Raw genomic sequence first — 22670 nt, forward strand, 5'->3', positions numbered from 1 at the left:
TTTACTATACCGTCCAGACGGTTTTTTGTCAAAATGAGTTTACTGCTTTAACTTGCCCGTTAACATGGAAAAGACAGCCGAATCCATCACGGCTGCCTCATTTGTTTTTATTAAGCTCTTGTTACCCCTCAGTACAGGAGCTTCTTTCTAGCCAGCCTGCTCCAAAACTCGTCTTCCCTATCGATTAACTTTTATCATTAGTAAATTTATCTGGCAGCGCCTTAATGATTTCTTCATATTGCAGGGCAACTGCCACCTCTAAAATATGGATAGGGTTTTGATGAGCATAGGCTACAAGCAATTCTTTCGTAAACTCATCATCATTTAATTTTAGGCTTCTTTTTACTAATTCCATCATGGCTCTTTGATTACGAAAATTAAGCTGCTCGATCTTTTCCATCGCTAATTCAATGTCACCCTGCATAGTACACTCCTAATAACCGTGATCAGTATTTTTTTAACTTACCGTAACGATTTGTTCTTAAATATAATATCTATTCGATACATTTCCATTCTTTCAGGGGGCGGGTAGATGAGAAAAACTTAACAAGATTATCCTATTCATGCTGTGCTAGAATAAACGCTCCAAGCTATACAGTATTTTACCTACAATTTGCATACGGAGGGATTCAACATCATGTACAGATTTTTAGCGCTATTCGCTCTACTCGTGCTCGTTACCGCAACCGCCACAAATCACAAAGCAGATGCTTCGACTGTCTTGAAATACGGAAGCGAAGGACAGGCCATTCCGGATCTGCAGTTCCGGCTTCAGACGATGGGTTATTACAATTTACCAATAGATAGCAGTTTCGGAAAGGTCACCCGCAGTGCGGTTCAACGTTTCCAAAAAAATAACGGGCTCCAGAGTGACGGCGTTGTAGGCCCGAGAACATGGGCGAAGCTCAAAAAATTGTCGGTTAACAAAAAAGAGCTCTCCATGCTTGCGCGTGTTATTTACGCTGAGGCCAGAGGTGAAGATTATAAAGGCCAAGTGGCTGTCGGTGCGGTCGTAATGAATCGCCTCCAGTCTTCAAAGTTTCCGAAAACAGTAAAAGAAGTGATTATGGAGCCCAATGCTTTCTCAGCCGTAAAGGATGGACAGTACTGGCTTATACCGAATCAAACGGCATTCAAGGCCGCTAAAGCAGCGGTAAAAGGGATGGACCCGACCGGTAATGCGTTGTTCTATTTTAATCCGGACATCTCCAAATCGAGTTGGTTCAAGACGCGTACGGCCACCAAGAAAATCGGGAACCATCTATTTACACTGTAGAGATCTCCAAGAAAGAGCTATGATCCAGAACAGGAGAACAAATGAATGAGAAATGGAACCAAAGACCGACAAAAAGCGAGAGTTGAAGTGGTCATTGATATCATTAAAGAGATTACCAAAAAAGAGACCGTTTCAGAAGCCTTTAAAGATAAATTATACGCAATGAGTTACGATGATTTGGGAGCTTTCGTTATGGATCTCGTTAAAACCCGATCCTTTGATGAAAATCTTTAATTGCGTAGTTGTTCATGCCCAAAAAGTGTAACTACCTTAAGCTTGGTGCCTTTAGTACAATAAATAGAGCAGGCGCTTCCGCGGCTCCTGCTTCTTTTTTACATAAGATACCCGTTAGCACAACTGCTTAACATCGTGTTCATCCGGCAATCACCCAAGGAATTAATGAATGATAGTCTTTGTAAAATCCCCTCCTACGTTCTACCTCTTCCTCAAGAACCCATTCCATAAGCCTAATTTGTTTCATGAAATCCCACCCTAATCTCAAGCCAAAATTTCACGGATCGCCTTTGTATAATCTGCTCTTTAGTCGAGGGAAGAAGCACGACCTTGGCTGGAATTCATATTTTTCCATTTCCAGTAAAATGCAGAGAGTGCCATGTGCTGTGATCCTCGAAAATGCAAAGGTGGAATGATAATGAAGGAGAAAAGGAAGAAAGGCCGGATTTGGAAACTGATTGGCCTCATTTTTGGAGTTGTCTTGTTGGCTCTCGCGACCGTTATTTTCGTACAGGTCGACTTTTCTAACCCAAAGGATCCCAACAACCTTATAAGGCTGTTGGGCTTCTTTTTGCTCAAATACGCCATTAGATAAAAACCGTGAGTTGAAGGTAAACTCTTCAAACCCCGGTTAATGAGACTACAGTCGGACCTGCTTCTCTCCTACTTAGACGCATGTTTACTCGTAAAAACACTTTGTTTATCGAATCAGCACTTCCTTTGTCACCCGTGCAGGGAGTCGTTTAATCACGGCGAATTATCCATACAGAACATCCGAAGCGGAGGGATCGAAATGGGTATTTTGAAAACGAAGGATGCCGCAGATCTTCTTTCTGTCAGTCAAACAACGATCAAACGTTGGGCTTCAACTTTCCCGCATTTTTTTCAAAAGGACCGATTTGGCCACTATATATTCTCGGAGCAGGACATGGGCCTGCTCATCCACATTAAAGACCGAATCAATCACGGGGAAACATTGGATCGCATTACTCTCGTGGGTACCAAGCAGCCGTCGGAGCCCCTGCAGGATGAGCTCCCCTTGCAAAAGCATGATTCGTCTATGGTAGATATGTTTACCCGCATCGAGCAGGTCGAACGCTCGCTTGACCAGAAAGCCGACGAAGTCGTCTCGATACAGCTGCTCCGGCAGCGTGAGGAGCTCGAGGAGCTGCGCCAAATGGTCAACCAATTAGCCGCCTCCTTAGAATCTATTCAGGTTTCCAGCAGCAAAACACACCAGGCGCGCGATGAGATTCATCCTGCTGCTGCCGCTAAACTTCAAGCTCCAACTAAGAAAAAAGGCCTTTTGCGTTCCCTTTTCTCATTCTTGTAAAGTGATAATAGGCAGAGGAGCCGTTCCAATGCCTATCGGACTTCAGACCAAAAACTCCGCCCACTGAGGGACGGAGTTTTTGGTCTTCTTGTTCTATTATCTATCGATTACAAAACTCTGCGCGCGCTGACGTAATGGCTTGACCACCAACCGGAGCTTAAGCTGCTAATGGCAATCCCATCGACAGACGGCGTATTATGAATAAACTTCCCGCCGCCCATATAAATGCCGACATGATTAATAGCGCGGTTGTTGCTGCCAATCGTATCAAAGAAGACCAGATCGCCTTTGCGAAGATTGCTCTTGCTTACAGCAGTCCCTTGGCTTTTCTGAACTCTCGTTCCCCACTTTAAATCTACCCCTACCTTAGCGAAGATGAATTCCGTAAAGGAAGAGCAGTCAAAAATTAGACGGCTTGGATTTCTCGTGCCGAAGTCGTAGCTCACACGGCCTTTGTAGCTTTGAGCTAGGCTGATGACCCTATCGGCCTTCGAGCTTGAAGACGCTTGACTGCTGCCGGTACTGCTGCTGCCGCCATTATAATTCGTATATTTCGAGTTGGCGGATATGTACCCGGTTTTATTATCCTTGGTACTTACTTTCAGCCAATAGCTGTTAACTTTAGAAATAACGTTAATGCTCTCGCCTTTGGAGATGAGACGGATCACTTTTCCACTGGTGCTCGGCTGGGTTCTGAGATTTACCCCGATCTCGACTTTCGTCTCATAGGTCACGGCTGCTTCAACTTTAGAAGCAAAAGGCGCCGGTGCGATTCCTAAAGCACCAAACCCGATAACTGCACTCATCCCGACAATAACAATCTTCTTTTTCAGTAATTCTAGCTGCATTTATTTGTTGCCTCCCATTCGTTTAGATAAGACTTAATATAGCAGGTATTAAGTTACCTAAATAATTCCTATGAGAGCAAAAACCTAGCATTAATAGGGGTTTATATCTTTTTATTAAAAAATAATGAGAGTTGTTTAATCTTTACAAACCCTATAAACCGCTTTCGAAAAATGCAAAATAATTTTATTTTATATTACTTTGAGTTCCTCATCCCCGCAAAATAAGCAAACAAAAAAAGGGCCAATCGCGCGCCCTTTTCTGGTTTCTAGTTTTTTTTATATTAGGTACCGCAAAAGGTTCGGTAAGGAAGGTTGGATTGCCCGGGAAGCGCGCAGTATTCTTCTTGTTCCGGAGCATGTGCGTAAGGGTTCGCCAGAACCTCAAGCAGCCTCTCCATCACACTGTAGTCTCCTTGTTTCACCGCGGCTGCTAAAGCTTCCTCCACCCGGTGGTTACGCGGAATTACCGCAGGGTTACTGTTTCGCATCAACTGCTGCGAGTCGGCTTTGGACTCCTGCTGCCTGCCCAGCCTCGCCTGCCACTGCTTATGCCACTGCTTAAATTCCGTGCTGTCAAACAGCACCGAATCCTCCGGCTTGTCAAAGGTTAAAGCCTTGAAGGTATTGGTATAGTCCGCTTGATCCTTCTGCATCATACCGAGCAAACCAGAAATAAGGGTTTCATCCTCAGCCTCTTCATTAAAGATGCCCAGCTTTGCCCTCATCCCCTTGAGCCAATGACGGTGATACGATTCGCTAAAATCTGAAAGTGCATCCTCCGCCAGTTTGACCGCTTGTTCTTCGTTCGGATCCAGCAGCGGCAGGAGGGTTTCAGCAAATCTCGCAAGATTCCACACTGCGATAGGCGGCTGATTGCCATAGGCATAACGGCCATGAGTATCAATCGAGCTGAATACCGTTTCGGGGTTATAGACGTCCATAAAGGCGCAAGGGCCATAATCAATGGTTTCTCCGCTAAGGGCCATATTGTCGGTGTTCATTACTCCGTGAATAAAGCCGACAAGCTGCCATTTTGCAATCAGCATGGCTTGGCGCTTGATCACTTCCTGAAGCAGTAATAAATAACGATTCCCCTCTGTGCCCACTTCCGGAAAATGTCTTTGCAAGGTGTAATCAGCCAGTTCCCGCAGGTCATCGGCAGACCCCCATTTGGAAGCGTATTGAAAGGTGCCGACTCGCAAATGACTTGCAGCGACACGGGTCAGTATAGCGCCCGGAAGCACGGTTTCACGAAATATGGATTCACCGGTTGCAACCACCGCTAGGCTGCGCGTAGTTGCAATACCAAGTGCATGCATGGCTTCACTGATGATGTATTCGCGCAGCATCGGTCCAAGCGCCGCGCGGCCGTCGCCTCCGCGGGAGTACGGCGTTCTGCCGGAACCCTTAAGCTGAATATCAAACCTTTCGCCTTGGGGAGTAATCTGTTCGCCAAGCAGCAAAGCCCGGCCGTCCCCTAACCGATTTAAATGACCGAATTGATGCCCGGCATAAGCTTGAGCAAGAGGCAAAGCTCCCTCGGGAATCTGATTGCCGGCTAATAAAGCCGCGCCCTCCTTGCTCTGCAGCGCTTGAGAGTCCAGCCCTAACGACGCTGCCAACGGTTCATTAAAAATGACCAATTCGGGTGAGCTTACTGGGGGTGGCGTCATCGTAGTGAAAAATGATTCCGGCAAACGCGCATAACTGTTGTCGAAGTTCCATCCTTCTGTCCTTGCTTTTTTATGTGTCATCGCAGCACCTTTCGTGTTCTTTTATAGGCATTATGATAGTTTTTTAGCTATCTACTTTCTAATCTACAACACTAGGCAGCCCTTTTTAGTGTTTGCTTTTCCCATTTTATTATACCATTTCCACACCTGGACAGCGCATGCCGAGGCTTAATTTGCACTTGAAGTACTCTCCGTATTTCTACGTACAAGGAGTAGACAAATGAACATGAGTAAAGAGCAAACGACGAGAATCCACATGGTTTTTGCAGCTAGCAAGTGATCCATGCTCCAGCCGATCAGCAACGGCAGCAGCGCTCCTCCAACACCGCCCGATGCGATCAGAATGCTTGTTGTTTGTTTCGTATTTCCGATAAACATCCGGTTAGCGAATACAAGCGCGATTGCAAAGATACCCGATAAAAAAAGACCGATGATTAGCACAATCGCGAACGCCGCAATCGTATTTTTAACTAGAGCAATGCAAATGAGAAACATAACGGCGCCTAACGTACTGCCAACCAAAAACCGGCTATAATTAATCTTCTCCGCAATAATACCCGAAAACAATCTTCCAATAACCATAGCGATCCAAAAAAAGGTGACCGAAAGCGTTGCGTCTGCTGTGTTCAGACTAAAATGTTGTACGAATATCGACGGCAAGAAATTAATAATGCTTGTTTCAAGCCCGACGTACAGAAATACGAAACAAACAAAGAAAGCAAGCTTGGAAAGAAGAACTTGCTTTTTCCCCTTTTCGCTGAACGTTTCAACGTTTTTGGAAGGACTTTGATGAGCCGCATTACGGACATCATGAGTCACGAATTTCTTGCTCCACAGCGCCAAGTTAATAATCGCGGCTGCGATAACAATGGCAAAAGACCAATTCCACGAATACTGCGCAATGATGAAACTCGACACCAAAGGCATGGCCAAAGCTCCGATTCCAAATGATACCTCCAGCCGGCTCATCGTTACAGCGCCATTTTTATCGGATTCCAATAAGAAAGCCCCTATTGCCGTTTGGGTCAGCCCAAATCCAAATCCGTTTAAAGCCACAAGAAGCATCACCAGGTACCAGTGGGGGTGGAATAATAATGTGCTGTGTACGATAACCAAACTGAGCACTCCCAGCATGATCGATCGCTGATACCCTAGACGCTGAGACGCCATCGGCGCCAAAACAACCCCAATAAAAAAACCTGCAAATTGAGTAAAAACCAATTGTCCGCCGCTGCTATAATTTCGGCTGTAATCATGCAGCATTGCCGGTAACAAAGCACCAAGCGCCACCGTTGCAAGTCCTATCAGAAAATATGCCGCGCAGCCTAACCAAACCATCCGTTTCATCCAATCAGCACCTTTCAATACCTATCCTTTAATAAAAGAGCGGTTATATGAGATGATCTGATTAATCGCTTCGGCCACGGAAGGCACGACGGCACTCGCTTGGTTTCTTATGTCGATATGGCTGCCGCCCATGGCAAAGCTATGCTCGGTTACGGCAAACATGGATAAATCGTTAAATGAATCGCCTATGCACGCCACTTCATTTGGGCTGAGACCCAGCTCTTTGATCAGAAGCGTTAACCCGGCCCCTTTCGAGACACGCAGCGGCATCACATCAAGGCAATCTTTGTCGGAAATAAACGTTTCTATTTCACCTTCAAACTGGCTGTTTAATTCTGACTTCAATTGAATCAGCTGCTCAAGCTCGCCAAAATAAGAAAGCTTGCAGCATCTTATTTCTTCCGCTCTTATCGCTTCTTTCAAATCAACACGCTCGGTACATGCTGTCATAATGCGTGCTTCATAAGGATGGGTGACATCCGTACGTTTCTTGATATAGAAGGAATCATCCGTACAATGGACAAAATTAATAAAATGATCGTATTTGTTCGTTAATTGAAGTATTCGGGAGGCTGTTCCCGCATCAAAAACGGAGGAAGCCAAATAACCCGTTTCTTTCTTATGAATAGTGGCTCCGTTCTGGCCTATCGCATGATAACAAGAATTAAATTCCTGCATGATGATATTGATTTCGGAGTACATTCTGCCTGATGCAATGCAAAATTCAAACCCGTCGCCGATAGCTGTTTTCACGGCTTGGAGATCCCTATCGTTAATCCGGCGCGTATGGTCTAATAAGGTGCCGTCTAAATCACTTACAATCAGTTTAATCATCGCTTTCTCCCTCCGATACGACTAATAGTTCGACATGGTGCTCGGCAAGCTTCTCCATCATTTCCCGATTCGGTTTCTGGTTCGTGATCAACAAATCAACGGAATCCAACCCGGCTATTTTGTAAAACATCTGATCGCCGAACTTTGTATGGTCAGCCAGCACAATGACTTGATTTGCCCGTTTAATCATTTCCCGCTTCACGACTCCGTCTTCCTCATGGGGATAAGACAAGCCGTTAGCCGTAATGCCGCAGGCGCCTAGAAACAACTTATCCACTTGGTAATCGGCCAACTTATCAATCGTGGATTTCCCGAATAGAAAACGATGCTGAGAGTTCAGTTCTCCGCCTAATAAAAAAGTCCTTACTGTTTTTTTTCGGGATAACACATCTGCGATATCTATCGAGTTGGTAACGACAACGACATTTTCGGACGATAAATTTTCCGCAGCGAATTGAACGGTCGTTGAAGCATCCATCATGATAAAATCACCGTTTTTAACGAGTGAAGCCGCAAAATGACCAATCTCATGCTTCTCGCCGGATTCTCTTACCAGCCGCTCCTTGTACTCGAATATTTCTTTTGTTTTTTTCGGCAAAACGGCCCCGCCATGCGTACGGATGATAAGGCCCAGCTCTTCCATCTTCAAAAGATCCCGCCTTGCAGTATCTCGGGATACCTCGAATTGTTGACAAATATCTTTAATATCGATTCGTTCATGTTGATTCAAATGCTCCATAATCGCGTTTATCCGTTCTTCTTGAAACATGCTCATTGCCTCCTCCTTCATGGCGGTACACTTAAGGATTATTGCATCTTTTAAGGAATTATACTTTATAACATAAGTAAATTCAATTATTTATCGTCTTTTATGCATCATTCGCAGACTCCTCTAGGCAAAAAAAGAACAGGCTGCCTTGCGGCGCCTGTTCAATCCTATCAACTTAATAAGCTAGAAAAAAATGAAGAGTTATCACGGCAACAGCGGCATGAAGCAACACATTCAGCCATTCTTTACGAGATACCTTTAAATCTTGGACCAACATGACAATCGACCATACGAAAACAATGATAAAAGCAATTTGAACTAAAATAGCAGGCATACTATTAGTACCTCCCCCCATCTTGTCATAGTTTAATATATTATGAAGATGCGGGAATCGTGCTTCTTTTTCCTACTATATTAGTCTAATAATTCATTTATTTTATAACGAAAAGAAAGCAGCAAGCCTCTGATAGGATCAGAGTGCCTGCTGCTTTGTCCTGCTATTCAAATGATAGAGCATGCTTCTATTTTGCCTGAATGTAACCTTCGGCTTTAAGCAGTTCCGCGATCAGAACAGCACCGCCCGCCGCTCCACGCAATGTATTATGCGATAGTCCTACAAATTTAAAATCGTATAGAGAGTCCTCACGCAATCTTCCCGCCGATACACCCATGCCGCGTTCAATGTCACGATCAAGCTTCGTCTGCGGTCTGTTCTCTTCTTCAAAATAAGTTATAAATTGTTTTGGCGCGCTTGGCAGGCCGAGCTCCTGCGGTCGTCCTTTGAAATTCAGCCAGCGATCGAGAATTTCTTCTTTCGATGGTTTATTCTCAAACTCAACAAATACTGTAGCCAAATGCCCATCCAATACGGGAACGCGGATACACTGCGTTGTGATCAATGGTGCGCTTGCTTTAATAATTTCGTTATTTACCAAGCTGCCCCAAATGCGCAGCGGCTCCTGCTCGCTTTTTTCTTCCTCGCCCCCAATATAAGGGATAACGTTATCTAACATTTCAGGCCAATCGGTAAAGTTTTTTCCAGCTCCGGATATCGCCTGGTACGTCGAGGCCACTACTTTTGTTGGTTTGTAATCCAGCAAGGCATGCAGTGCCGGCACATAACTCTGAATGGAACAGTTAGGCTTAACAGCAATAAATCCGGTCGAGGTTCCAAGCCGTTTTCTTTGCGCGGCAATCACTTCAATATGCCCTGGGTTAATCTCCGGAATAACCATTGGGATATCCGGTGTCCAGCGGTGAGCCGAATTATTGGAAACAACAGGCGTGCCCGTCTTTGCGTATGCTTCTTCCAAAGCTTTAATTTCATCTTTTTTCATATCAACTGCGCAGAAAATAAAATCGACTTGAGCGGAAAACTCCTCCACTTTCGATGCATCCTGAACGACGATATTTTTCACTGCTTCAGGAATCGGGCTGGACAGCTTCCATCTGTTTTGCACAGACTCTTCATACGTTTTTCCTGCCGAGCTGGCGCTTGCTGCAATTGCCGTTACCTTGAACCAGGGATGCTGATCCAGCAACTGGACAAACCGCTGGCCTACCATACCCGTTCCTCCTACAATACCAACCTTTAATTTTTCAGTCATATGCTGTTAAATTCCCTTCTGTATCGGATGATCTTTCCTAAATATTTATTCAAACCGTCTAATTTAGTTTCCTTATATTAAAGGTAACCTGTATTTCTTTCGCGTCAATATAAAAAAAATCCCACCCCCAAGACTTTGATCAGTCTTAGGGACGAGATTTGTATGCTCGCGGTACCACCCCAGATTCGCCAATATGTCGCCATATCAGCCTCTTCAAGTACGGCATTACCAAGTAATGCTTATACTCTAGCTCTGTAACAGGAGCTCCTGACACAACATCCCCCTTATGCGGGTTCCGAGGTGCTGCTCTGAGACTTTTTTCAATAAGGAACTCTTACTCCTTTTCAGCTAACGGAGCTCTCTGCGAAAGAATTCTTTTATTTACTCTTCTCTTCGTCGCATTTAAATGTTGCGATTATATTATCAGAAATCTCTCGTTTGGTAAACATCATTTTTAAAAATTAGAAAACATTTCATACCGAACATAATCTGATTTCTCTATTGTGGCGCTCGGCTTCACTCTAACAGGCATAAGAGTATGTTTAAGGTAAATATTTGATTTTGGAAGCAATCGGCGTTCTCGGCCTGGCAATCGGAACTTCCGCTGGATAGCCAATTCCAAATACGCCAATAACATCGTATCCCTCAGGCACACCGAGAATGCTGCGATTATGGGGCGAAGCGCCCAAAGAAGCCCAATAGGCGCCTACGCCTTCTTCATTTGCAGCTAATAAAAAATTTTGTACGAAACAAGAGGCAGCCATAACATTCTCGTCACGTTCAAACGAAGTGGGGGCGGATTTGGACAACACTGCAAGAACGACAGGGGCTCCGCCAAAGTCCGTTTTATGATTTAATTTCGCTCTCGTTTCTGCTCCGATAAACAGGAGCTCCCATGGTTCGTTCATACGGTGATTAGGCGCATAACTAGCCGCTTCCAGCCAAAATAACAAGTTTTTTTCGCTAATCGGAGCCGGCTTAAACTGCTTAATGTTTCTTCGGGATTTAATGACCTCAATTATTTTCATTTTTTGGATTACCGTCCTCGCTTTTAATGTCGTTAGCAGCTGCGTTTTCGTTAGAATCTGTGTTATCGCTAAAAATTCTATCGTCAGAAGATAGCTCATGAAGCTGAAACATATGGATAAACTCTTCGATGATCGCCTCTGTTGCTTTTAATTCACCGCTAATGACCTGTTTAATGGATTCAAACTCCGGCTCATTTAACTGCCGCTGCAAGGTCGAACGGTTTACGTTAAGCTTATCCAAAAATGCTGTTGCCCTGCCGCGACGAAAGGTTTGAGCGCTTTTGGGATGATGGTGCCCATGCTCTCGGTGTTCCCTATGCTCTCTATGACCGCGCTTGCCTTTGTGTTCATGTCCTTCACGCATATTTTTTCCTCCTTATTCATTTCTCCGTATACATTTGTATACAGCGAATTCCGTTGTATACAAATGTATACGGTCTAACTAATCTCTGTCAAGATTTATTTTGAAAAAAAAAAGAAGCCGCTCAAGAGCGGCTTTTTCATGGAGGAGGATTAACTTGCCTAATCAAGACAAAATTGATCTAGCATCTAATGAGTCGAGAAAGCCTGTGGAAGCTGCGCTTAACTCCAGTGGAAACGTGCTTGAGCAGCGCATTGAATCTCCCCGATCAAACCCCTGAAAAATGGTTGAACCGATTACCACCGGAAATTTTCGCTTGATACATAGCCTGATCAGCATGATGAAGCAATTCCTTCATCGTTTGCGCATGATCAGGGTACAAAGAAATCCCGACACTGGAAGAAGTATGAATCGTGCAGCCATGCAAATCAAAAGGCTGTGAAATTTTCATTATTATCCATTGGGCTACTTCTTCTACATGATCAAGATCATCACCATGTTCAATACAGATCCCAAATTCATCTCCGCCGAATCGCGCAATATGTAACCCTTCCCGGTGTAACGGCTTCAAGCGATCGACAACTAATTTTAATAGAAGATCACCTGCGCTGTGTCCATATTGATCGTTAACGGGTTTGAACTTGTCCAAATCGAAAAAAAGCAGCGCAACTTTACCTTTTGAAGTCTTTGCATTCGAAATCGCTCTTGTGAGCTCTTCTTCGAACTTTCTTCTATTTAGAATTCCAGTTAAGCTGTCATGGTTTGCTAAATAATTGGATTGTTCAAGTGCAGCTCTCAACTGATCAAGTAATTTCTCCCGTTCCAGAAATAATAACACCTGTCGTGTCAAGATAATCCCTATGGTAAGCAAGAGACCTATTTCAGTCACTAGATCGATTTGTCGTTCCACCAGCAAATTGCCGACTAGGAGCACTAAACCAATATAAGGACTCGAAAATCGGATAATACGTCCTACAATGGTTTCCATGAGCGAATATTTACTAGGTAAATCTTGTAAAGAAAACAAACCTGCTGCTGCAAAACAAAAAACAGCGCATGACCAGAATGAATCAATGATCGGCTCCCAAGCTTCCAATTTATAAACATCAATTAACACAACATAGAACAAGTCACCTGAAGCGCACAGGAGGAAACCCAACGTTAAAATTCCTATTGTGGCCCTATTCATCCTGCGTTCTCCGTTCAGCAGCCAAACCGATGTAACGAAAATCATAATAATCGATGTAAACGGATAACACATATCGACAAGGAGTATATACATACTTTCCTCGTTGAACACGGCAGGCTTCATCACATATTCCCAGAAAATGATTGAAATACTAATAATAATGGCCAGTGAATCAATGATATATCGTTTTCTTTCTCTAGTACTCTCAAGCCAGACAAAGAGGGCTGCTAGATACAAGATAGATTCACACATCCAAAATAGATCAGCTATGCTTATTTCGGGAGCTTCTACGGACCAGAATACTTCATACGATCCCCAAATCATTTGCGCTATAAACTCACAAGCGGCACCTATTGTCATTAATGTCCAAAATGTTTTGTTAATTCGTTTGGTATGACTTCGTATGACAACATTCAAGACAACGACTGCCGTTAAAGGTGCTAGCATGTTTAAAATATATAAAATCAGATTATAGCTGCCCTCCTGGATTGAAATGAATGATTTTATCACGATGACCACGATAGCAAATATAGCCAATAAACGTTCATTTCGATGTATTGTCAATGAAGTATCCTCCTATGAACTCCAACTGCAAATTCTAGCTAAATTCCTGGTTCCTCTCTATCATACTCGATCAGTCCGATATCTAAATAGTTTTATTTAAATAGTAATGATCACTCTCTGTTGTTCCGTTTATAAGTAAAGCTTTTGCTCTCGTTTCTTTCTTATATAAATGATCTTAAGTTAGAATTTACACGTTCATGTGGTGATTGATGTAAAAATTAATGTGGTTATTTGTTAATCGGGAGGGTGTGCGGAAGAGAGAAAAAGCCCCGGCATGATCGCCAGGGCCGGGGTTAGTAGTTACGGATGTTTTATAAAATATCGAGTTCCTTTGCCCGGCGGACTGCCGCCCGGCGGTTGTTTACTTCAAGCTTGTCGTAAATGTTCTTGGTGTGGGTCCGCAGGGTGTTTAAGGACACCATGAGTTCTCGGGCAATTTCCGGACCGCTCAAGTCAGTTCCGAGCAGCCGAAGCACGTCACGTTCACGTTCGCTGAGCGGCTCGCTCACAACTTTTTTGGCAAGCGGTTTGAGATCATCCCTGCCAAAGGCTGTCTGGAGGTGATGGGCATAATTCAGGGCTATCCCCTTTTTCACGGCCGTATCCAGCAGGTCCGCCATGGGTCGGCCTTCGTCCACGAAGATGCGGACATATCCCTCCGGCTCAGCCAGTGTCAGCACGCGTGCCAGCGGCACAAACGCAGCAGGGAGGTCGCCTTGCATATGGTGAGCAAGTGCCTGCAATATTAGAATTTCAATCGCACTTCCCGTTCTCTCTCCTTCCTCCGCCGCATGGAGGAGGCGCTCCATGAGTTCCATAGCCTCAAGCATCGAGTCGTCTGTACGGTCATTCTTATACTTGGCCATGAGCACCCTAGCCAAGGTGATGTGCTCGAATTCGCGCAGATAGCTAAGGTCGTCCCGGGCGGACAAACCTTGCTCCCGTGCCCAGTCGAGAGCTTCACCCAACCTCCCCTGCGAAAGCCACATCCTTGTCTTCACTGCCGCAATAGGACGCACATTTGGGAAAAAGTCGCTCACATACAGCTGCTCTGCCTCGAGAAGCAGGTGGAGCGCAGCGTCCAGATCTCCTTGAGCCTCCCGTATTCGAGACATTGCAACGCACCAGCGATACCCGTTTTGCGGAAACCCGGTGTGCTCGCCCTGTTCCTTGCTTCGCAGCAGATGCTGCGTAGCGGCATGCAGGTCGTTATGTTCACGGCAGAGCACACTTATTCCCACATACATGTCCGCCGTTCCCCGTATTGCAGGCTCGCCCTGTTCCGTTGCAATCTGCAATCCCCGCTCATAGATACGCCTTGCTTGGCGCAGTCTACCTTGCGCAATCCGAATATCAGCCAGAGCGATTGTGCCCCCGATTGCATCAGAGATACCTCCGGCGGACTGCACACTTGCCATGCCATCGGTAAACGTTTGGTATGCCGCCTCGAGATCTCCGTTCGTCCAGGATGCAAGTCCGAGGAGCGCAGCTGCCGACCCGCGACGGAGAGGGTCGCCCTCCGGGACGAGGTCGAGCACCCGCCGGGCGTATTTGATGGTGGCGGGTATATCACCAAGAGCCTGAGCATGTGCGGCACGGTACAAAGCGATCGTAGCCGGGAGACCGCGAAATCCTTCTTCGTCTACGACTACCATCGCGGCCAGCGAGACTTCCCTTCGCTCAAGCAAGTCTGCCGTCTCCTCCAACCACCGTTCTGCATCTCGCAATTTTTCCTCAACGGTATCCAGCTCATTGCCAGCAAGTAACGCCCAGGCATACCCAACACTAAGAACAGGCCTGCAGCGGACCAGCTCATATGGGAGTTCCTTCAGCCAGCCCAGCACCGAAGCCTCCTGTCTGCTCCTCTGCATGGCTGGCATTGCCATCTCCACCAGGTCTGCCGCTCGCGCGAAATCCTCAGCTGCCAACGCGTGGCGGATAGCATCTGTGGTCGAGCCATGCTGTTCGTACCACCTGCCCGCGCGCCGATGTAGCTCAGCTATCTGATTAGGCTGGTCCGCCCTCAAATGCGCAGAGAGAACCTCGGCAAAGAGGTGATGATAGCGATACCAGCGGCGCTTGTCATCCAGTGGAACGACAAAGAAGTTGCCTCGCTCAAGGGCATCCAACTGTATGCTGCCTTCCTCCTGACCGGTGACGGCATCGCACAGCGGACCATGCAACCGGTCGAGAATGGAGGTCTGAAGCAAGAAGCTTCGGACATGGTCGGGCTGACGCTGCAGGACCTCTTCAACCAGATAGTCCACAATGTACCGATTCTCTCCTGCGAATGCACGAATAAACGCAGGAATGTCCTCGCGCCCGCGCATCGAGAGCGCCGCCAGCTGGAGCCCCGCAATCCAGCCTTCGGTGCGGGTCTCGAGCACCGTAATTTCGTCGTGCGTAAGACCAAAGCCCATCACCTGGTTGAGGAACGAGGCCGCTTCTCCGGGAGTAAAACGCAGATCGGTGGCACGGATCTCGGTCAAGTCGCCCCGGGCGCGTAAACGGCCCAGGGGAAGCTGTGGATTTTCACGGGTGGAGATGACCAAGTGCATCTGAGGCGGGAGATGCTCGAGGATGAAGATGATGGCATCATCGATCGGTTTGGCATCAATCACATGGTAGTCGTCAAGAACAAGAACAAATTTATGCGGCAGGGCTGAGATATCATTGATCAAAATCGTTAGTGTCGAATCGTTTAACGGTGGTTGCGGTGAGTTGAGCGCACTAACCACGCCCCCTCCAATATTCTCCGCAATCGTCTGCAAAGCTGCGACAAGGTGAGTCAGGAACCTTAATAAGTCGTTATCCCCTTCGTCTAATGACAGCCATGCGATAGGTCGCTCACAACCAGCGGCCCATTCGCTGACCAGTGTGGTCTTGCCAAAGCCCGCGGAAGCGGATATAAGGGTCAGCTTCCGGTCCAGACCCTCGTTCAGCCTTTCGATCAGGCACGGTCGTAGGACAACTTTAGTCCGCGGCGTGGGGATATATAATTTAGTGGATAAAATAGGCATATTCATAAATTAATATTACCACGTAAAATACTTCTGCTCACACATTATTTAAATGAAGCCCTAGACAATGATGTGAGCCAAAATCCAAAAATAGAAGAATAACCGAGGCAATGAGTTCTCTTTCACTCCATGCGTGAAGTAATCCGTATAGCAAATAAGGCCTGTCACCATCCTGTGACTGGCCTTATTTGGCTTTAACCGACAAGAGATACTTGTAAATTTTACTAAATATGATATCATTTCAATATCAAAGTACTGTCATGAACGCCGCAAGGCGATGCTGCAAAAGGAGGAATAACGCGATTGAACAAACAGTTTACGGCATGCTTATCGAAAAAAAACATTCAGTTGTGGTCGGAACTCCCCAACCATCAGCTAACAGTTGGTTTGGTTCACCATTCCTCGCTGCCGAAGGATCCAAAAATTAAGGAGTGAAGCCAAATGGTAAGCCAAGGCTCTATCACAGCAATGATTGTTCAGGTTATTCTAGGAATTGTAATTTCTTTATCTCTGCTCATTTATTATCGCAGTAAGCATAAAATTTCTTACCGTGCGGTCGGTGTCGGAATTCTTATCTTTATCGTTTTCTCGCAGTTATTGGAGCAAGTGCTGCATACCTATATGTTTTCAGGTAACGCAACAACCTCGGCCTGGCTGAAAGATCCGTGGATGTCCGCCGTCTACGGTGGATTAGCCGCAGCTATTTTTGAAAACGGAGGACGTTGGCTAGGCTTCTCGTTTCTATTAAAAAAGCGCCAAGAGCGCAAAGACGGCATTGCTGTAGGGATAGGACACGGCGGTATCGAGGTATTGATAATAAGCGTCGGTATGGGAATACTGGGGCTCGTGTTAGCAGCATTGATTAACGCAGGAACCTTCGAGCAAGCTTTTGGCGCCCAAACACCCTCCGAGCAAATTGATCTGTTCCAAGAGCTCAAAGACCGAATGATCCATACACCGCAAAGTGAATATTGGCTTGGCGCTTTCGAACGCATTCCAGCGATATTTATCCAAATTGCACTTTCATTAACGGTTTTGTACGGGGTTCGGGCACGCAGGGCCGTGTACTTGCTTTATGCGGTTTTGATTCACGCTCTAATCGATTTTTTTGCGGGTCTGTATCAGACAGAAATGTTACCGCTGTGGGTAATCGAATGTATATTGTGGGCGTGGGGAGCCGGTTCCGTATTTGTGATCGTGAAGTCACGGGAATGGTTTGCTAAATTGCCGCCTTTTTCAGAAAAAAGAAAGGGAGACCCTATAGATATACAATCATAAAACCATGAGAAAACTGAGTTCCTGCAGCAGTCGAAATAATACGCTTGTAAGAAAGCGGTACTACCACCCGAGCTGCCTAGAGAAGTGGTAGGTTTAATATAAAAGGGATAATAGCAGGCATGGTTGGGTCTTCCAGAATTCTTTAACCGTTTTCATATCTACCTCTACACCTCTCTTCACCTCAAATGCAGCCGTCATTTTCTTACGGTCCAGCTTATCACAATTAAACTAAACTGCCCCGTTAGCTCAAGATGGCTGCCGTCTATGTCGGCAGCCTTGTTATGGTGATGATAAGCTGCCGTAAATTAATATTTCTTTATTGAACCAACCCAAACATCTCCAACCTTCACGCTGTACGTTTTATCCGTATCTCCATATGAAAGATGAACTGTTTCGACTTTGTAAGCCTTGCCTGTAATAGATTCAACTTCGTTTTCACTCATCAAACCTTGCTGGATATTGTCAATTAGGTCGTTTTCTGTGTAAATATCGCTATCAATATGTAGTTGCCAATCGAACATTTCTAACTTTTCTCTTAGGTGATTGCACTTGTGTAACTGGATTTTTTTTTCTTGATTTCCAACATCAAACGTTTGATCGTAAAAGTGCAGACAATCTTTATAAGCAGCTACAACCTGCGAGTTGATGAAGTGTGGGTCATATATCCATAATTTTAGATAAAATTCTTCATTTAATTTTGATAACTTTTCATGCCAACTTCGGTAAACATCCAACATTGCTTCAAGGAGAATGCGATTGTACCATACAGGAGGATTTCTGCGCGGGATGGAATAAAATGGTTGAATCCAAAGTTTAGCGTAATCTCTTTGGTACTGAAGCAGATGTTCGATATCTAAATCAATAACTCGCCGCTTCCACTTTCCGATTTTTCTTACATGTCTTTTCCAGCCTCTAATTTTCTTTCTGTTGCTTAAGAACAACTATAACCCTCCAATTAAAAAGCTTGCATTATATTAATTCGCAAAGGTTTTTGAATGCCTTCCTAATTGTGAAATATGTGGGCCTGTACTCCGCTTTCGCAAGTTTTATTTCTTTGCTTCTGAAATATGCCAGCATACACCAGAGGGATCTATTAGGTTAATCTCGCGTTTTCCCCAAGGATACATTATAGGTTCCTTGACCCTAATAGGATACTTATTCTGTAAAGTAACGGATTGTAAGTGTGTCCACCAACCATCTAAATCCTCAACTACCAGTTCTAGCATGTAATTATCTTGAAACTCCTGATTATGGAAATTTTGAAGAAAGAATTCCTGTTCATCCATTCGAAAAATACTCAATCCGTCATCGGAGTAGATTTTCTCAAAACCGAGATCTTCAAAAAAATTCTGTGCAAGTATATAATCTTTGCCTGATGGAATAAATGGTCGAAGCTTAGTAACTTTCATACGTTTTCTCCCCTTTGGCCTAATAGGCAGCCCTAATCATCCTCGAAAGCCTTTGTTTACATAATTATACAGGCAACTTTCTTAAAATACATCCTAATTCCAACGTTAAGCTTTGAATCTAACGTTTGTTGACTATAGTATCAAGTTTGTTATCTAGAAGCATCGAATCCTCCTACTATACAATGGACTCAACAAGTGCAATACAAGCGAGAAAACACCGAAAGGAGCGAAAGGCATGAAATCGACAGTCGAACTTCAAAATAAAAGAAAGCGCTTACGAATTCGTTGGCACAAGCAGGACACAGAACTCACCCTCTTGGCATTGCCTACGACAATTTGGTACATATTGTTTTGTTTCTTACCTATGTTCGGGATCATTATTGCCTTCAAAAACTTCAGAATTAGCGGCGGCTTCTTGAGCAACGTGTTTAACAGTCCTTGGGTAGGCTTCAAAAACTTTGAGTTCTTATTCAAGTCGAATGACGCTTGGATCATCATTCGAAACACCATTGGATACAATATTATTTTTATCGTTCTAGGCATTGTGCTGCCCGTTCTATTCGCTATTATGATCGGACTGCTCCACAGTCGCAAAGCAAGTAAAGTCTATCAGACGATGATGTTCCTCCCCTATTTCCTATCTTGGGTTGTCGTATCTGCTGTAGGCTGGGCGTTCCTAAGCTTTGATAAAGGGATTCTCAATCAAATGCTCGTCAATATGGGCAGCGATCCTGTTAACTGGTATATGGAGCCTGCATACTGGCCATACATCCTGATTCTCTTAAATGTCTGGAAAGGCTTGGGCTATGGCATGGTCATTTATCTGGCAACCATCACAAGCCTTGACAGCACCTATTATGAGGCAGCTGTTATTGATGGCGCTTCCATTTGGCAGCAGACGAGATATATTACATTGCCAATGCTCAAACTCGTTATCGTCATGCTGTTCATTTTGGCAGTGGGGCGTATATTCTACACCGATTTCGGCTTGTTCTATCAGGTCACGCGAGATTCCAATTCTCTGTTCAACGTGTCTACCACAATCGATGTCATGGTATATAAACAACTGAAATCCGCTACATTGGGGATGGCAGCTGCTGCCGCATTCGTACAGTCTGTTCTGGGTTGTGCAACTATTCTAGGCGCTAATTGGATTGTTCGCAAAATTGATCCTGATAGCGCGATGATGTAAGGAGGTAAGAGCATGTCAACGAGAACTACTTACGAAACGGGCCTTGAGAAATTTAACCGTACAAGCACAGTCGTAAACATCTTTTTCAACCTGATATTTATCATCTTGGCGCTGCTCTGTGTCATACCGGTAATTGTTGTTCTATCGATTTCATTTTCCAGTGAGGACTCCATACGTGAGACAGGATATCATCTGCTGCCGGTTGCATTGTCAAGTGAAGCATACGCCTATGTCGTCAAGCAGGGAACGATGATTCTACGGGCGCTCGGCGTATCCGCTCTTGTTACTGTCGTTGGTACAGTCCTCGGCGTATTGCTTACCACCTCCATGGGCTATGTGCTCTCTCGCCCAACCTACAAGCTGAATGGCTTTCTGACCTGGGTCGTATTCATCCCCATGATATTCAATGGCGGTCTGGTATCCAGCTACTTCATTAATACGAATTTATTAGGGCTAAAAGATAGCGTCTGGGCACTTATTCTTCCGCTGGCCGTCTCATCGTTCAACGTTATCATTTGCAAAACCTTCTTCAAAAGTACGATTCCCGATGGGCTGATTGAATCTGCTGAAATTGATGGCGCGAGCCAGCTGCGAATCTTTTTCTCCATCATCCTACCGATCTCTTTGCCGGTCATAGCAACAATCGGACTGTTCCTCTGCTTCTCCTATTGGAATGACTGGTTCCAATCGATGCTATATATCGACAACCAGAACCTATATTCTCTGCAGGCACTGCTAAATAGCTTGATGAGCAATGTGGATGCACTTGCCAAGAATGCTGCAAGTATGGGCGTTAGCTATGCCGTGCTCGTCGCAACGATGCCGAAGGAATCTGCCCGCATGGCTGTAGCCATTATCATCGTTCTGCCTGTAGCCTTCGCCTATCCGTTCTTCCAGAAATATTTCATTTCCGGACTTACGATTGGCGCTGTCAAAGGATAACCAACGAAATAAACCATGTCAACTTGGTTTATGATAGATCACTTTACGACTCGTACGGTGATACAACTTCAATAAGGGGGAAATGAAATGAAGAAATCTTGGAAGCTCATCTCTATGCTTTGTACACTTACACTGCTGGTGGCTGCCTTAGCAGCCTGCTCTGGCTCGAACTCTCCATCTGCAACAAATGCAGCTAATGCAACTAATGCAGCTACAGACACGCCAAAGGACACCGCAGAACCTAGTAAAGATATTCCGACTTTGATCTGGTGGACCATCGGCGGCCAAGTGCCTAATAACTTCAGCAAAGCTATTGATGCCATGAATGCATACACAGCTGAGAAGATTGGCGTGAAAATTGACATCAAGGTAGCCAGCTGGGGTGAATGGGACACCAAAATAAACACGATAGTGAATACTGGCGAACCATTCGACATTATGTTTACTAATAGCGGTAAATACAGCAAGCAAGTGGCAATGGGGGCTTTTGCCGATATCACTGATCTGGTTCAAAGTGAAACACCTGACTTATACAAGTTGATTCCTGAAAAAGTATGGGATGGCACAAAAATTGGCGGCAAGTATTATTCCATTCCTACCTATAAGGATTCAGCACTAACGCAGTATTGGGTATACGATGATAAATATGTGCAAAAGTACAATATCGATATCAACAATATCAAGACACTGCAGGACCTTGATACACCTCTGCACAGCATAAAGTCTGGCGAAGGCAAGAGCTTCTACCCATTGCCAATGACGCAAGGTGAAGGTTTGAACGGTTTCTTTAACAATTATGATGATTTAACACTAGGCTTCACTCCCATTGGCGTAAAAGCTGACGATGCTTCACGCACGGTTGTCTCTGTTCTCGAGCAGCCTGATATTATGGCCGATCTGAAGCTCCTGCATCAATGGTATCAAGATGGCATCATTAACCCGGATGCTCCGACTAAAACGGAGAACGACAAAGGCAGACCCTTCTTCGCCGCTCAGGCATTTCCAGGTGCAGAAGTAAGCTGGCAAATCAATGATGCTGTTCAAAAATATGATATGGTTCAGCACTTCGGACCTATTTATACAACAAGCACGATCCAAGGCTCCCTGAACGCGATTTCTGCGAATTCGAAGTACAAGAAAGAAGCATTAAAGTACCTCGAATTAGTCAACACAGATCCAAAACTGCGCAATATGCTGGCATTCGGTGAGTTAGACGCAGATTACAAAAATATCGACGGCGAAAAGGTAATCGAGCGTACTTCCGATACTTGGCCGCTGGCTGCTTACTCCCAAGGTACATTCTTCAATCTAGCGGTTACCAAAGGTGCTCCTGTGGATCAATGGGAACAGGTTAAAAAGCTGAATGACGCAGCGACATCCTCCACGGTATTAGGTTTCGCACTGGACATCAGCAATCTTCAGACAGAAATAGCGAATTGCCAATCGGTATGGGATAAATACAAATATGAACTCATTACAGGCGCATCCGATCCCGAGAAAGTGATTCCGAAGATTACTGCTGAATTAAAGTCCGCTGGCATGGACACGATTATGAAAGCTGCTCAAGAGCAAATTAATAATTACTTCAAGTAAGATTAAACATAAGCATCCCCTATTGAGACACTCTGTATGGGATGCTTTTTTCTTGCTATCTATGAAGCTTTGCTTAATCATGTTAAAGTGGTAGGGTAAACGCTTACTTTAGG

22 protein-coding genes and 1 other annotated feature are annotated in these 22670 nt (G+C 45.0%); of the genes, 8 read left to right on the forward strand and 14 right to left on the reverse strand.

The window, feature by feature from the left end; translation table 11 throughout:
- Window positions 1-184: 184 nt before the first annotated feature.
- Complete coding sequence (locus ACN6MW_RS08670; protein WP_419875111.1) at window positions 185-424, reverse strand: hypothetical protein; 240 nt, start codon at window positions 422-424, stop codon at window positions 185-187.
- Between the two features lie 213 nt (window positions 425-637).
- Here ACN6MW_RS08670 and ACN6MW_RS08675 point away from each other — a divergent pair, with 213 nt between their 5' ends.
- From ACN6MW_RS08675 to ACN6MW_RS08685, 3 genes are all read left to right on the forward strand, one after another.
- Entirely contained in the window at window positions 638-1276 is a 639-nt protein-coding gene (locus tag ACN6MW_RS08675; RefSeq protein ID WP_364145552.1) for a cell wall hydrolase, read from the forward strand.
- A gap of 45 nt (window positions 1277-1321) precedes the next feature.
- Window positions 1322-1510 (forward strand): hypothetical protein, encoded by a 189-nt coding sequence (locus tag ACN6MW_RS08680; RefSeq protein ID WP_419875112.1) that lies wholly within the window; start codon window positions 1322-1324, stop codon window positions 1508-1510.
- 793 nt (window positions 1511-2303) lie between these two features.
- Window positions 2304-2843, forward strand: coding sequence for a MerR family transcriptional regulator (locus ACN6MW_RS08685; RefSeq protein WP_419875113.1), 540 nt, complete (start codon window positions 2304-2306; stop codon window positions 2841-2843).
- 107 nt (window positions 2844-2950) lie between these two features.
- On the opposite strand, the gene ACN6MW_RS08690 is transcribed toward ACN6MW_RS08685, so the two are convergent.
- The 11 genes from ACN6MW_RS08690 to ACN6MW_RS08740 form a co-directional block, all read right to left on the reverse strand.
- Window positions 2951-3691, reverse strand: coding sequence for a C40 family peptidase (locus tag ACN6MW_RS08690; protein WP_419875114.1), 741 nt, complete (start codon window positions 3689-3691; stop codon window positions 2951-2953).
- Window positions 3692-3972: 281 nt separating this feature from the next.
- Window positions 3973-5445, reverse strand: coding sequence for a protein adenylyltransferase SelO (locus tag ACN6MW_RS08695; protein WP_419875115.1), 1473 nt, complete (start codon window positions 5443-5445; stop codon window positions 3973-3975).
- 147 nt (window positions 5446-5592) lie between these two features.
- On the reverse strand, window positions 5593-6771 hold the full coding sequence (locus ACN6MW_RS08700) for an MFS transporter (RefSeq protein ID WP_419875116.1): 1179 nt from the start codon (window positions 6769-6771) through the stop codon (window positions 5593-5595).
- 21 nt (window positions 6772-6792) lie between these two features.
- Window positions 6793-7605 carry an HAD family hydrolase gene (locus tag ACN6MW_RS08705; RefSeq protein ID WP_419875117.1) on the reverse strand — a complete coding sequence of 271 codons (813 nt, stop codon included), beginning with the start codon at window positions 7603-7605 and terminating at the stop codon, window positions 6793-6795.
- A complete protein-coding gene (locus ACN6MW_RS08710) occupies window positions 7598-8374 on the reverse strand; it encodes a DeoR/GlpR family DNA-binding transcription regulator (protein ID WP_364145540.1) in 777 nt (258 codons plus the stop codon). The genes ACN6MW_RS08705 and ACN6MW_RS08710 overlap by 8 nt, the downstream gene beginning before the upstream one ends.
- Before the next feature lie 175 nt (window positions 8375-8549).
- Entirely contained in the window at window positions 8550-8708 is a 159-nt protein-coding gene (locus ACN6MW_RS08715; protein ID WP_419875118.1) for a hypothetical protein, read from the reverse strand.
- 187 nt (window positions 8709-8895) lie between these two features.
- On the reverse strand, window positions 8896-9981 hold the full coding sequence (asd, locus tag ACN6MW_RS08720) for an aspartate-semialdehyde dehydrogenase (protein WP_419875119.1): 1086 nt from the start codon (window positions 9979-9981) through the stop codon (window positions 8896-8898).
- A 144-nt stretch (window positions 9982-10125) separates the two neighbouring features.
- Window positions 10126-10387 (reverse strand) — a binding site (T-box leader).
- A 136-nt stretch (window positions 10388-10523) separates the two neighbouring features.
- Window positions 10524-11009: a nitroreductase family protein gene (locus ACN6MW_RS08725; protein ID WP_419875120.1), complete on the reverse strand. Its 486-nt coding sequence runs from the start codon at window positions 11007-11009 to the stop codon at window positions 10524-10526.
- Window positions 10996-11373, reverse strand: coding sequence for a hypothetical protein (locus tag ACN6MW_RS08730; RefSeq protein WP_419875121.1), 378 nt, complete (start codon window positions 11371-11373; stop codon window positions 10996-10998). Before ACN6MW_RS08730 ends, ACN6MW_RS08725 begins: the two co-directional genes overlap by 14 nt.
- A 265-nt stretch (window positions 11374-11638) precedes the next feature.
- A complete protein-coding gene (locus tag ACN6MW_RS08735) occupies window positions 11639-13123 on the reverse strand; it encodes a diguanylate cyclase domain-containing protein (protein ID WP_419875122.1) in 1485 nt (494 codons plus the stop codon).
- A 311-nt stretch (window positions 13124-13434) separates the two neighbouring features.
- Window positions 13435-14994, reverse strand: a complete 1560-nt coding sequence (locus ACN6MW_RS08740) for a LuxR C-terminal-related transcriptional regulator (RefSeq protein ID WP_419875123.1) — start codon at window positions 14992-14994, stop codon at window positions 13435-13437.
- 156 nt (window positions 14995-15150) lie between these two features.
- Between ACN6MW_RS08740 and ACN6MW_RS08745 the strand changes: the two genes are divergently transcribed.
- Together ACN6MW_RS08745 and ACN6MW_RS08750 are read left to right on the forward strand one after the other, a co-directional pair.
- The gene (locus ACN6MW_RS08745; protein ID WP_419875124.1) at window positions 15151-15630 is read left to right on the forward strand and encodes a hypothetical protein; all 480 of its coding nucleotides are present in this window, start codon (window positions 15151-15153) and stop codon (window positions 15628-15630) included.
- A gap of 954 nt (window positions 15631-16584) precedes the next feature.
- Window positions 16585-17421, forward strand: coding sequence for a YhfC family intramembrane metalloprotease (locus ACN6MW_RS08750; RefSeq protein WP_419875125.1), 837 nt, complete (start codon window positions 16585-16587; stop codon window positions 17419-17421).
- 305 nt (window positions 17422-17726) lie between these two features.
- Here ACN6MW_RS08750 and ACN6MW_RS08755 read toward each other — a convergent pair whose 3' ends face one another.
- Both ACN6MW_RS08755 and ACN6MW_RS08760 read right to left on the reverse strand, forming a co-directional pair.
- Window positions 17727-18362, reverse strand: coding sequence for a hypothetical protein (locus ACN6MW_RS08755; protein ID WP_419875126.1), 636 nt, complete (start codon window positions 18360-18362; stop codon window positions 17727-17729).
- 105 nt (window positions 18363-18467) lie between these two features.
- Window positions 18468-18830, reverse strand: coding sequence for a hypothetical protein (locus ACN6MW_RS08760; protein WP_419875127.1), 363 nt, complete (start codon window positions 18828-18830; stop codon window positions 18468-18470).
- Window positions 18831-19065: 235 nt separating this feature from the next.
- On the opposite strand from ACN6MW_RS08760, the gene ACN6MW_RS08765 reads away from it, so the two are divergent.
- The 3 genes from ACN6MW_RS08765 (at window position 19066) to ACN6MW_RS08775 (ending at window position 22557) form a co-directional block, all read left to right on the forward strand.
- Window positions 19066-20022 carry an ABC transporter permease gene (locus ACN6MW_RS08765; protein ID WP_364145512.1) on the forward strand — a complete coding sequence of 319 codons (957 nt, stop codon included), beginning with the start codon at window positions 19066-19068 and terminating at the stop codon, window positions 20020-20022.
- 12 nt (window positions 20023-20034) lie between these two features.
- Window positions 20035-20964 (forward strand): carbohydrate ABC transporter permease, encoded by a 930-nt coding sequence (locus ACN6MW_RS08770; RefSeq protein WP_419875128.1) that lies wholly within the window; start codon window positions 20035-20037, stop codon window positions 20962-20964.
- Between the two features lie 87 nt (window positions 20965-21051).
- Window positions 21052-22557: an ABC transporter substrate-binding protein gene (locus tag ACN6MW_RS08775; protein ID WP_419875129.1), complete on the forward strand. Its 1506-nt coding sequence runs from the start codon at window positions 21052-21054 to the stop codon at window positions 22555-22557.
- Window positions 22558-22670 lie beyond the last annotated feature (113 nt).

The sequence above is a fragment of the Pristimantibacillus sp. PTI5 genome, assembly GCF_048572955.1.
Lineage (GTDB): Bacteria > Bacillota > Bacilli > Paenibacillales > Paenibacillaceae > Pristimantibacillus.